This window comes from Acinetobacter sp. Q85-2 (genome assembly GCF_013420555.1).
GTDB lineage: Bacteria > Pseudomonadota > Gammaproteobacteria > Pseudomonadales > Moraxellaceae > Acinetobacter > Acinetobacter indicus.
In genome coordinates, this window is the sequence record NZ_VOXW01000010.1 from 92,164 (window position 1) to 105,542 (window position 13,379).

Sequence of the window (13,379 nt, forward strand, 5' to 3'; positions counted from 1 at the left end):
AGACGCGCTATACAAAATCATCAGCCGCCCGGCCAGCAGGCTGGTTATACTGAACGGAACAATAAAACAAGAGTGTGTGCCTATGACCGAGCAGAACCCGCAAACAGAATTTCAGTTAATGGATGAAGATCAGCTGTCTGTCGAGCTGATTGAAGCACAATATGCCCTAAAAGACAGCCGCGGTCAGAGCAATGCCAAAAGTCTGGTGATTCTGGTCAGCGGCATTGAGCTGGCTGGCAAAGGCGAGGCGGTGAAACAGCTGCGTGAATGGGTCGATCCGCGTTATTTGCATGTGAAGGCCGATGCCGCACACCTGTTTGATTTCAAAACCAGTTTCTGGCAGCCCTATGCCCGTTTTATTCCGGCCGAAGGGCAGATCATGATTCTGTTTGGCAACTGGTATAGCGATCTGCTCAGCAGTGCCACCCATGTCTCGAAGCCTTTTGATGACAGCCTGTTTGATGAGTATGTGCAGCGTTTTCGGGCCTTTGAACAGGATTTAAAAAACAACCAGGTCGATGTGGTCAAGATCTGGTTTGACCTGTCCTGGAAAACCCTGCAAAAACGCCTGAACGAGATGGACCCGAGCGAAGTGCGCTGGCATAAGATGAATGGCCTCGACTGGCGTAACAAAAAACAGTACGACACCTTGCAAAAGCTGCGCCAGCGCTTTACCGATGACTGGATTATTATTGATGGTGAAGATGAGCAGCTGCGTGACCAGCAGTTTGCCCAGCATGTATTACAGGCTTTTAAAGATTGCCCGGAGCATCCGAAAACTGTTGAGCAGAGCTGGCAGCAGGCGCCCATTCCTGAGGCCTTGCTCAATCCGGACAATGCCGCGCTGGATGAGGGCGACTATAAAGCCGAACTCAAAAAACTCAGCCGCAAAGTGGCCGATGCCTTGCGTTTTGATGACCGCAACGTGGTGATTGTGTTTGAAGGGATGGATGCAGCCGGCAAAGGCGGCGCAATTAAACGGATTGTGAAAAAGCTGGATCCGCGTGAATACGAAATTTATACCATTGGCGCACCGGAAAAATATGAATTACGCCGGCCTTATTTATGGCGTTTTTGGACCAAGCTGCAACCAGAAGAAAAAATCTGTATTTTTGACCGTTCCTGGTATGGTCGGGTACTGGTGGAACGGATTGAAGGTTTTGCCAGTGATCTGGAATGGCAACGTGCGTATGCGGAAATTAACCGCTTTGAACAGGATTTAACCGAGCATCAGACCGTGATTATCAAGTTCTGGCTGGCGATTAGCAAAGATGAGCAGGAACAGCGTTTTAAAGCGCGTGAACAGACTGCACATAAACGCTTTAAAATTACCGAGGAAGACTGGCGGAACCGGAATCGCTGGGATGATTATTTAAATGCCGCAGCCGATATGTTTGCCCATACCAGCACCGAGGATGCGCCGTGGCATATTATTGCCACCAATGATAAAAACAGTGCCCGGATTGAAGTGCTGAAAACCATCTTAAAACAGCTGAAAGCTGATTAAGCCGGCAGCAAACAGGCATGAATCCGCTATAAAAATGCCGGTCACTGGACCGGCATCAGATTGAGGAAAAAGGCTTAGCCATTGACCACCTGGGTCTGTTTCTGCTGGATGCCTTTGGCAATCTTATAGCTTTCTTCCACATGCGCTTCGGCGACTTTCTTCATGACAAAATAGCCCAGGCTGGCCGCCACCAGCTGTCCGCCTAAAGGAATAAATTTGGTGACTTGCTTCGTGATCACTTTCGCGGCAACATTGTTCAATGATTTTTTGACGGCGGTACGTGCCACCACCAGGCCGGAAAATTCAATGCCGCGTTTACGCAGTTCCTGCCAGTGAATCTGCTTGGTTTCGGGGTCATAGACACTGACCTGTTCCGGCGACAGACTAAAACGGGCATTAATTTCAGGAATCAGTTGTGACAAAATACCGACGTCAATCACGACATCTAAAAATGGAACCGGAATGACCGCCGCGCCTGCGGACACGTAGGCCCGTTTTTTGACCAGCTCCAGACAGTCAGCACGAACTTGCTCTAAATTTAAATTGGGGTCAATCGAGTTGGGAATCTTGTCTATTTTCATAATATTAAATACCTTAAGCGGTGTATCGATTTTTTTATTGAAGCACTATTAAGGTACGTATTTCAAAGCATTTTTGAATCGAACCATGAGCTAAAAGTGACATAGGCAACTGCAAAAGTATAGTAATGAATCTTTATGGTTTTGTAGATATCATGGCAAAAGTTTAACAGGGTAGAGCGTTATGGGGATTCATGTCATTCAAAGTCAGCGTGTCGATGTACTGGTCGAGGCGATGCTGAAGACAGTCCGTAAACCTGCAGCGCATCCGCTGGAGGTATTAAAAACCCAGCACTTTATTGTGCCGTCCCCTGCGGTGGAAGCCTGGTTAACCCAGCGTCTGGCCGAACATCAAAGCATCTGTGCCAATACCGAGTTTCATCACCGGATTCGCGGTTTCCAGTGGAGTGCCTATCAATGGGTGCTGCACGATCAGAAAGACTTGGTCCGTCAAGCCAATATTCCACGAATTATCATTAAATGGCGCGTATTTCAGGCGCTAAAAGAATTTATTCAGCCGGAACAGAATCCGCTAGCAACCAGCCATGCGCTGTTTCCGATTATCCAGCAGATTTATGCCAGTGCTGACCGGCTGGAACAGCCGCTGGAACGCCAGCTGAAAAAACAGAGCATGCTGTACTGGGTGGCCGAACAGGTATCCAAACTGTTTAGCCACTATATGACTTATCGCGGGCATTGCCAGAAAGGCTGTGGCGAGCAGTGCCGCTGTCCGACCAACTGGCTGATGCAATGGGGCCGTGATCAGGCCCTTGATCTGGAGCAGATGTTCTTTAAAACCGACAGCGAAGTGTCGGGCTTTATGCTGCAGCAGGCAGAAGAACTGGAGGCGTGGCAGCGCTGGCTGTGGCAGGCAGTTTTTCATGAAGATTTTGAGCAGATGCAGCAGATTGACCAGCTGTTCTGGCAGGCGCTGGGCAGTCCGGAGCAGCCGGGCAAGGCGCTACGCAAATTACCGAAACAGCTGGTGGTATTTACCTTGCTGGACTTGCCGCCGCAGCAGTTACAGTTCCTGCGCCGTTTAGGTCAGTACATTGAAATTTTTATCCTGCATTACAACCCTTCACAGGAGTACTGGGCCGACAGCGTCGATCCGAACTGGAAGGCACGTTATGATGCGCGGGTGAAACAGCGTTTTCTGGCGCAGCATCCACAGGCCAATGATGCCGAGATTGCCCAGTTTTTCGAACAGTTTACCCTGCATTTTAATGCCCAGAACCGCGAGTCGCGTCATCCCTTGCTGACCCGTCTGGGCAAGCAGGCACGCGATCATTTCTCCTTACTCTCTGCCTTATCTTCCGGTGAAGAAGGCGTCTGGGCCGATCTGTTTATTGATGACTATCAGCCCAGCTTATTGGGCAAGCTGCAGGCCGATATCCTGTATTTAAATGAACCGGCCGCGCATCAATATGCTTTAGAGCAGCATGATGATTCCATCCAGATTCATGTCTGCCATTCCAGTCTGCGTCAGCTGGAAGTGTTAAAAGACCAGCTGTTGCACTGGCTGTCGCAAGGCACGAAAGAGCAGCCGCGCCGGCCAAGCGATATTCTGGTTTTAAGTCCGAATTTAAAAGAGATTGAGCCTTTAATCCGCAGTGTCTTTGCGCCGCCACCGAGTGCGCGTGATCTGGGCAATCCCTTACATGACAGTAGCCGGTTGGCCCAGCACGGCGTGTATTTGCCAATTCAGATTGCCGGGGTCAGCCAGCTGGATGTCAGCAATGCCTGGCGCGCCGTGGCTGGCCGGATTCGTCTGTTACAGGGCCGCTTTAGTCTGGATGAATTTGCCGATTGGCTCGGGCTAGCGGCCAGTTTGCAGCGTTATGAGCTGGACATTGCCCAGCTGGAGCGTCTGCTGGAGCTACTCAGTGCTGCCGGTTTTAAACGCGGTTTTGATGCCGAGCATTTGCAGCGCAGCCTAAGCGCCGATGATCAGGATTATCGCTTCAGCTTTAAATTTGCGCTGGATCGTCTGGCGCTGGGGCTGGCCATTCCGGAACATACCCTGTTTCAGGATACGCTGTGTTTTGCCGAGGTAATGCCGGCCGATTTTGAACTGATTGCCAAACTGATCCAGATTTATCAGGACCTGGCCGAGCGCCGGCACTGGATGATTGCGCATGAACGCGGCGAGAACACGCGGGCCGAACAGTGGCTAAAACGCTTAATGCAAGACATTGACGAGTTTAGCGCAGCTGGTGTCACCGCGCTGGAAAACGTCTATAAAATCATTAAAAAGCAATACCGTATGCTGACTTTGGCCAGCTATTATGATGAGCAGGACCGGCATGCACTGGCGGCCTTAAGTCTGCCTTTGCCGTATATATTGGAAGAAATTGAAGCACAGCTGGCAGCACAACTGGAACAGGCTGAACCAAGCGGCCAGATTACCTTTTGCCAGCTGGGCCAGCTGCGTCCGCTGCCGTATAAACTGGTGGTGATGCTGAATCTGGACAGTGGCAAATTCCCGAATCGTAATGTGCAGCTGCCATTCGATTTAATGCAGTTGCTGAAACCGCAACTGGGTGACCGCTCACGTCTGGAAGATGATCAGGGTGCATTTTTGGATGCACTGCTATTGGCGCAGGACAAGGTCTGGCTGTTTTATAACGGCTTTGATGTCAATGACGGGCAGGTGCGTGATCCGTCCAGCATCTTGCAGGAGCTGATTCAGCATCTGGCGCTGATTGTTGCCGCGCCGCAGCCCGAGTCTGCGCTGAACCAGACCGTGAGTATTGACGGGATTGAGGTGCCGGAGCAGTTGCGTCAGCTGTACTGTGTGCACCGTTTACAGCCGTTTGATCCGCTCGGTTTTGAATCCAGCGAGATCATCCGTTTTCAGGACCAGTGGTATGCAGTGGCACAGCAGATTCGTCAGCCGGGTGGGCAGCGCAGTCACTGGGCCAATCAGCCTTATCCTTTATTGACCCAGGATTTGCAGGTGCTGGACAGCCAGCAATGGATTCAGGACATGATTTTCCCGGCGCGGCTGTATTTAAAAAGTGTCGGGGTGGAAAACCTGCGTCCGGAACAGCGCAGCGATCAGGCCGAGCCGTTATTGCTGGATGGTTTGGGCCGTTATACCATCCGCGACTTTCTGAAGCAGCAGCACAACACGCCCGATCCGGCGCTGTTACAAGACCGCCTGCCGATTGGCAAAATTCGTGAAGGCAGCTGGACCATGAGTCTGGTCGAACAGCAGCAGCTACAGGCCCGCTTGCAGCACTATGCACCGAGTGAAACGACTATCACCCGACAGGTCTGGAAAGTGCGTCCTGACTTGCACATCCGCCTGACCCTGCCAAAACAGGGCGCCGAGCGCTGGGTTAGTCTGGAAGCGTCCAGTGCGCGTGCCAAACGCCGTACCGCACTCTGGCTGGAATATCTGCTCTGGCTGGCCTATCTGAATCTGGGCGATGGTGGCCAGCAGCATCAGCGGATTGTGGTATTTAGTGATGATACCGTCTGCTGTGAAGGAGTCAGTTCCAATCAGGCCAGACAGTGGCTGGAACACTGGTTTAAGGCTTGGGACTATGGCCAGCGCCAGCCTTTGGTGCTGCCATCGGCCTTGCTGCTGAAAGTGGCGGAAAAAGGCAAGCAGCATGAATGGGAACCCGATGCCGAACAGCGTATGCAGCTGAAAGATCTGGATGGCTTGTATAAGGACTGGAATGATTCGGGCCAGTTTAGTGCCTTTTCGGTGGCCGACAACGAAGCCTGCAAGCATCATCGTGACTGGCAGTTTATTTTGCAGGAGCAGGATGCCAGTTTATTATTGGCGCATGCCTGTGAACAGTTTTCCTATGATTTATACCAGCCGATTTTCTGGCACCAGCAGACGCTTGAGGAGTAAATGATGGCCGCTACTCCACATTCTTCGCCACTATCTTTCCAGCCCATTACCGACATGCAGTTCAAGGGGCTGCACTGGATTGAAGCTTCGGCTGGCACCGGCAAGACCTATACCTTATCCAGCCTGATTGTGCGGATTTTTCTGGAAGCCTATTTACCCCATCAGGTGGTGGCGACCACCTTTACCCGTGCCGCCGCGGCCGAGCTGAAAAGCCGGATTCGTGCACGTCTGGTTGAAACCCTACGTTATTTTGAACAGTGCCAGTCCTATACTGAAGCCGAACTGCAAGCCAAGGCCCAGACTGAGTCCGATCCGCTATTGCAAAAAGTGCTGGCGGATTATGCTGCCAAACCGGACTTTGCCCGTGACCGGCTCAAGCTGGTGATTGACCAGCTGGATGAACTGTTTGTGGGTACCTTAGACAGTTTTAGCCAGAAGTTGTTGCGAGAATTCAGTTTTGAATGTGGCAAGATTGAACGCGCCGATATTACTGATGATGCCAAAAGTTATGTGCATCAGCTGATTCATGATGTGCTGCGGCAATGGCTGCAGGCCCAGCCACAGCAGGTGGTGAATTATCTGCTGTTGCAAAAGAAACTCAAGCATGTCGACGCCTATGTGGGTATTGTTGAAAATACCCTGAATTTTGCCTCGGCCCAGTTTCGTGAAGTACCGGCGCCCGAACTGGATTTAAACCAGTTTGAAGCAGCCATTGATGAGTTGTTGCAGCTGGATCTGGCTGATGTCGACAGCCTAAGCGACTATTATCTGGAGCAGGGCCAGTACGCTGCATTGGTTGGGAAAAAGTGGCGCACCAATCAGCTGATGCAACACACCTTATGCGAGGCTTTGCCGGCATTACTAAAGGCGTTGTCCCAGCAACGTGGCTATGCCTTGTTTGCACCACATTTTGAAAAAACCTTAAAGCTGTGTACCGATTTATCCACCAAAAAAGTGCTGAACAAATGTCCGGACGAGGTGCTGACGCAGTTTGAACAGCATGCGGTGATTCAACGGCTAAAAGCCTTCTGCCAGCAGTTGCAGCAGCTGCAACTGGATTTAGAGCTGCTGGATGCCTATCTCAAATACTATTTAAGCCGCGAAGTGAAAAAACGCCTGCCACAGGTGTTGCAGCAAAAAGGTGAAACCACCTTTGCCCAGCAGATCCGCAGCCTGTCGGAAGCCTTGCAGGGCGAGCAGGGACTGCGTTTTGCCCAGTTTGTGCACAGTAAATATCCGTTGATTCTGGTCGATGAATTTCAGGATACAAACCAGGATCAGGACAGTATGCTGGCCAGTATCTGGCGTCATGCCCGCTATTATCAGCAGGGCTGCATGATTATGGTGGGTGATCCAAAACAGGCCATTTACGGTTTCCGCGGCGGTGATATGCTGACCTATAACAAGGCCCGGGCCGATGTGCAGGCCAAACAGGGGCGCCTGTATAGCCTGAAATACAATCATCGTTCTATTCCGGCTCTGGTGGAAGTGGTGGACGCCTTGTTCCAGCGCCAAATAGATTTTGGTGAAGAGGTGCAATATAGCCTGGTAGAAGCCGGACCTCGTCCCCATCCGGCCTTAATTGACGGGCAAGGGGAGAACCGGCAGCCTTTACGCTGGTTAATGCTGGAAGACAAAAATAATGAAGCATTGCAGGTGGCCTGGAAAATCCGGGCGCTTTTAAATCAGGCGGCGCAGCAGCAAATCTATCTGCACAATGGTCAGGAGCGCAGCCCGCTAATTGAAGATGATATTGCGGTGCTGTCCAAAAACCATGACGGGCTGGACAAGGTGCAGTATGAACTGGAGCGGCTCGGGATTCGGGTGAACCGTCCATCCAAACGCAGTGTGTTTGACAGCCAGATCGCCAAAGATGTGGGGGCGGTGCTGACCGCAATTATGCATCCTTATGATGAAGCCAAAGTCAAAAGAGCCTTGTTAAGCCGCCTGCTGAATTTTAATTTACAGCGCTTACTGGAACTGGAAGCCCATCCGGCCGGCTTGAGCCAGTTTATGGATGATTTTGACGGCATCCGCAGCATCTGGTTTGAAAAAGGCTTTTTAAGTGCCTGGCAATATGCCCTGAACCTGTTTCAGGTCTGGGAGAATCTGGTCGCCCACCACAGCCGTGACAATGAACGGGTGGTGGTCAATCTGCGCCATTTAAGCGAACTGCTTAGCCAGCACAGCGAACATTATCAGGGCGCACAAACCCTGTATCAGTGGTATTTAAAACAGTTGCAGGCGCCAAGTGAACGCGAGTGGGAACTGGAGCGAAAACTGTCCAATGCCGCCGGGGTACAGTTGATGACCATCCACCAGTCCAAAGGGTTGGAGTTTAAAGTGGTGTTCTTGTTGGGGGCGGATAAGGATTTTCGTGAGGTCAACAAAACCCTGAATTTTTCGACCATTCAGGCGGTCAATCCGCTGACCGGTCAAACCGAGCAGCAGCGTCTGATTGCGGTAAATGCAGCAGCCTTGCTCAGTGCAGAGGATCAACAGCAGCATCAGCTCCGGGCCGAAGCTGAGCAACGCCGTTTGTGGTATGTGGCACTGACCCGGGCCAGCCATCGGGTCTATGCCATTTTGCAGGATCAGAGCGGAAAATCCTGCTCCGGTCTGGCCTTCTGGCGCGGTCAGGGCAGCGACGTTTTCCAGCATCCGCATTGTGGCGATGAAGCGTTGCTGACTGAAAAGCCGCCAAGGCTGAAGCTGCAGCAGCATGAGCAGACGCTGCCATTAACGGCAAAGACTTTCCCGCAGCAGCGTTTTTATCCGCGCAGTAAAACCAGTTTCAGTGCTCTGGCCCAGCATTTAAGCCGTAAACAGGCGATTGATGCGCTGGCGGCTCATATTGAGCAGCACAGCAGTGCCTCTGATGAACTGCATCAGCCAGTAGCGGTGGCTGATGTCGACATCCTGAATCAGCCGATTGCCTGGATTAAACGCCAGTTCCCGATGGGTACGCTGGCCGGTAATTTCCTGCATGAGATTTTTGAACACATTGATTTTCAGGATCAGCAGGACTGGCCGCTGGAAATCCAGCGCCGTTTTAAAAATGATTATCCTTCTTTGTGGCAGGAGCTGCAGGACAAGTTTAGTCAGGAATATCCGGAACATACGGAGGACATCTTGCTGAGCTGGCTGTCGGCTTGGCTGCTGGATGTGCTGAGTACACCGCTGCATCCGGGCTTTCAGTTAAAACAGCTGGCGCCCGAGCAGCATCTGGCAGAATTTCCGTTTTATCTGTCCTTGTCCGATCAGGTCTTGGCGATCAAGCGGATTCATCAGCTGTTTGATGAATATGGCATTCAGATGCTGGATTTTCATGATGCCAATTCGGCGCGCTATTTAACCGGTTCGATTGACCTGGTGTATTTTGATGGCCACCGTTACCATATTGCCGATTATAAAAGCAACTTTTTAGGCGCCGATCAGTCGCATTATCAGGCGGCCTCGGTGCAGGCCAGCATGTCACAGTCCAGTTACTGGCTGCAGGCCGGTCTGTATCTGGTGGCCCTGCATCGCTACCTGAAAGTCCATCTGGAAAATTACGATATTTATCAACATTTAGGTGGGGCCAGCTATTTGTATTTGCGCGGCATGAATGGTCAGGCCGGGCAGGGCGTGTACCATTGGAAACCGCCGGTCGAGTTTATTTTGCGACTGGATGCACTGTTGGGGAATCCAACTGTCGATCAACTGGGGAAAATTGCCTAAATCATTTAATAACATTTAAAGAAAGAATGATTTAGCATGTGGATAACTTTGAGGATAATAGTGTGGACAACCAGCGGACAGTTTTAGCAGCAACGCCTGAAACCCAAACCCCGGCATGGTTTGCGCTTTGGAGTAACTATCTTTTACAGGCGCCTTTTTTTCAGGCGGAAAAGCGAGAAGATTCCGCTAAAATCATCGCGCAGTTGCTGGAGGCTACTCTCAATGGTGACAGCTGTATAGCCGCCTCTGCCGAACAGGTGGCAGCGTTGGCCAATCTGGTCGGCTCCGGTTCTGAACCGGGTTCGGTGGCGCCGTTTATTTATGACCAGCAGCATTTATACCTGTACCGATATTGGGCGCTGGAGTCGGCGCTGGCACAGCAGGTGGCACGCTTAAAACAGCAAGTTGTTACGGCGGTAGATGTGTCGGACTATCTGCATTTACTGGAAGACCAGCACCAGCAGCAGGCCTTAAAAATGACCGCGACGACCGCCTTTAACCTGATTACGGGCGGCCCGGGCACCGGTAAAACCTATACTTTGGCGCGGATTATTGCCGTGCTGAACCAAGCCTTGCCGGAGATCCGGATTGCCATGGCGGCCCCGACCGGAAAAGCCGCGCAGCGTATGAAAGAAGCGCTACAGAATTCCTTTGATGATCCGAAAATTGCCAATCTGGTCAGTGACGATCTCAAACGCCTGACCCCGATTACCATCCACCGGCTTTTGGGCCTTGGCAACCGGCAGCAGCCACGTTTTCATGCCCGGCAGCCGTTGCCTTATGACCTGATTGTGATTGATGAAGCTTCCATGCTGGACCTGAATCTGGCCAGCATGCTGTTCAATGCCATTGCTGAACAGACCCGGGTGATTTTACTTGGGGATGCGCAGCAGCTGGCGTCGGTCGATGTTGGTTCGGTGCTGGCCGATTTACAGCAGGTGCCGGCACTGGCAGATAATCATGTGCATCTGGTCACCAGTCGCCGTTTTAAAGCCGGTGCCTTAATTGGTGAAATGGCCCGCTTTATTCAGCAGCAAACGGCTGAACAGCCGGCCGTGCAAATCTTGCAGCAGTTTGCCGCACAGCTGGTACAGCCGGGTGAATTACAGGCCGTAACTTTAACGCCGGATATGGCCGATGTACTGCAACTGGAATATTTACCCGATGAAGCGCCCGATCCCGTAGCCGGGCAGGGCTATTATGACAAACTGATGCTGGGCTATCAGGGCTATGTGCACAGCCTAAAACAGTATTTACAGGCTGATGATCCGGACTCGGTGGTGGCGCAGGTGGTGAAAGCCTTTGACCAGTATCGGATTCTGACTGCAATTCGGCATGGTGGCTTGGGCTTGCAACAGCTGAACATGCAGATTGAGCAGCGTTTGTTGCAGCAACTGGCTCTGGACGTGGCCAAGCAGGGCGACTGGTATGTCGGCCGGCCGGTAATGATGACCTATAACGACTATCAGCTCGGCCTGTCCAACGGTGATATTGGCCTGTGTCTGCAACGTCTGCGTGAGGGCAACCGGCAGTTTGAAGTGTATTTCCCGAGTCTGGATAAATGGGTGCCAGCCACACGCTTGCCAAAAAATATTGAAACCGCATTTGCTCTGACCATTCATAAATCTCAAGGTTCGGAGTTTCAGCATGTGGCGGTGGTGCTGGATCAGGCCGCGCAGAATCTGCTGAGCAAGGAACTGATCTATACCGCCATTACCCGGGCCAAATCGGTGGTGAGTTTACTGGCAGACCGGCAGGCGCTGGTACAGGCCTTAACCGTGAAAACCAGCCGTAACAGTGGTGTGTTAGAAAAAGTAAATGAACATTTGTCATTATAAAGTTGGCATAAATAAACCCGGCCGTTGTAAGAAAATGCTTACAACGATTCGAGAAATTTGCGCATAGAGCTTTGCCTGAGTTTTTGAGAAGATGACTTCACACAAAAGCTCAACACGGAAAGTTGAGGAAAATCGCAAAACCAGAATAAGAAAGTCGAGAGACAGCGAGCTTACATTGAAGTAGGTGAAAAAAAGAGGAAACTTACAGCCGCTAAGCCTTGTAGTTTTGGGAGAGACTACAGGGCTTTTTTATTGGCAGTTCAAAATCAAAAAAATGAAGCGTCATTCATCGACGTAAGCGAAAACGTACAAGGAGAGAGGTAATTATCTGCTTCTTTCCCCAAGGGCTTGTGGCAAAATCTATCACATAAGGAAAGCCAATTAAAACAGGGAATGTTGATTAGAAGAAGGCCAAAGCCTCGCTATACATCACAATAAATAAAATTAGAACAACGAAAAAAGAAGAAACTACAGCGCAAAAAATAGCCCGGGAATTTATTCCCGGGCTATTTTTATTCCACTTGGGCTTATTTGCGTTTGATCATCTTGGGCTTCTACTCGGTGTTTTATCAAATGGAGCGTAAACTTCTGTCTTTCAGTCAGAGATATAAGCGACACGACATGAAATGTCGTTTAATTGCTAAAAAACAATATTTCAAGCCTAATATGAGCTAATATAAGCCCATGAAAACACTTAAATTACGTATAAAAGACAAACATTGTAAGGTGCTAGACCAATTGGCATCTGAAGTTAATTTTGTCTGGAACTATGTCAATGATTTGTGTTTCAAACACCTACAGCGCAAACAACAATTCTTTTCAGCATACGATATTGCTAAATACACGAAAGGCGCATCAAAGGAATGTAATCTTCATAGCCAAACCATTCAGGCTGTAACAGAAGAATTGGTCACTCGCAGAAAACAGTTCAAAAAATCAAAATTGAGATGGCGTGTCAGTAATAAGAAATCAGCAAGAAGATCACTAGGTTGGATACCCTTTAAAAAGGTCGCTATTAAATATGCCGATGGATACGTTCAGTATGGCAAGCATCAATTTAAGCTATGGGATCGTTACGGACTATCGAAATACAGCATTAAAACAGGCTCATTTGTAGAGGATAGTCGTGGACGTTGGTATGTCTGCTTAGTGGTTGATTCACCCAAACAAGACAAACCTACCGCCACAAAAGCCGTGGGTATTGATCTAGGCTTAAAAGATATTGCTACTTGTTCAGATGGTACGATCATTTCCAATCCCAAGTTCTACCATCAATATGAACAGAAATTAGGGATTGCTCAGAGAGCGAGAAATAAAAAGCGTGTCCGTGCATTACACGCCAAGATTGCAAACTGTCGTAAAGACCATTTGCACAAGGCTAGCACCCAGCTGGTGAAAGACAATGCACTGATTGTCGTTGGTGATCTAAGTGCGAACAAACTTGTAAAAACTAAAATGGCGAAATCTGTTTTAGATACAGGATTTTTAGCACTCAAAACCATGCTCAAGTATAAATGCGAGAACGCAGGGGTCATGTTTGAGGAAGTCAACGAGAGATTCACAACCCAAACCTGTTCGAGCTGCGGTGCAATCACCGCAAGTAGTCCGAAAGATAGATTTGCGAATAAGAGTATGGAAATGTGAATGCGGAAGTGTAAATCAACGCGATTTAAACTCCGCCAAGAACATACTTGCGCTTGGGCATAAGCGTCTAGCAGTAGGAATCACCCTCCTTTCAGGTGGGTGAGGATGTCAAGAATAGAATCAATCCTCCGGGTAGACGCTGCATCATTCATGTGACATCGCATCGGATAATTCATGGCTTTTTCGCGTTGTGTTTTGCAATTTAAGCGGTTTTGTCTTAA

Annotated in this window: 5 protein-coding genes and 1 pseudogene; 5 read left to right on the plus strand and 1 reads right to left on the minus strand. The window is 50.1% G+C overall.

Annotated elements, in window-relative coordinates:
* Positions 1-82 precede the first annotated feature (82 nt).
* The gene (locus FTT68_RS07655) at positions 83-1,507 is read left to right on the plus strand and encodes a phosphate--AMP phosphotransferase (RefSeq protein WP_104505587.1); all 1,425 of its coding nucleotides are present in this window, start codon (positions 83-85) and stop codon (positions 1,505-1,507) included.
* Between the two features lie 74 nt (positions 1,508-1,581).
* On the opposite strand, the gene FTT68_RS07660 is transcribed toward FTT68_RS07655, so the two are convergent.
* Entirely contained in the window at positions 1,582-2,088 is a 507-nt protein-coding gene (locus FTT68_RS07660; RefSeq protein ID WP_180175268.1) for a hypothetical protein, read from the minus strand.
* Between the two features lie 181 nt (positions 2,089-2,269).
* On the opposite strand from FTT68_RS07660, the gene FTT68_RS07665 reads away from it, so the two are divergent.
* From FTT68_RS07665 to FTT68_RS07680, 4 genes and pseudogenes are all read left to right on the plus strand, one after another.
* Positions 2,270-5,956, plus strand: a complete 3,687-nt coding sequence (locus FTT68_RS07665; RefSeq protein ID WP_180175269.1) for an exodeoxyribonuclease V subunit gamma — start codon at positions 2,270-2,272, stop codon at positions 5,954-5,956.
* A gap of 3 nt (positions 5,957-5,959) precedes the next feature.
* Positions 5,960-9,676, plus strand: coding sequence for a UvrD-helicase domain-containing protein (locus FTT68_RS07670; protein ID WP_180006874.1), 3,717 nt, complete (start codon positions 5,960-5,962; stop codon positions 9,674-9,676).
* Between the two features lie 62 nt (positions 9,677-9,738).
* The gene (gene recD, locus FTT68_RS07675) at positions 9,739-11,514 is read left to right on the plus strand and encodes an exodeoxyribonuclease V subunit alpha (RefSeq protein WP_180061612.1); all 1,776 of its coding nucleotides are present in this window, start codon (positions 9,739-9,741) and stop codon (positions 11,512-11,514) included.
* Between the two features lie 684 nt (positions 11,515-12,198).
* Positions 12,199-13,261, plus strand: a pseudogene (locus tag FTT68_RS07680) (RNA-guided endonuclease InsQ/TnpB family protein).
* The last annotated feature ends 118 nt before the right edge of the window (positions 13,262-13,379 follow it).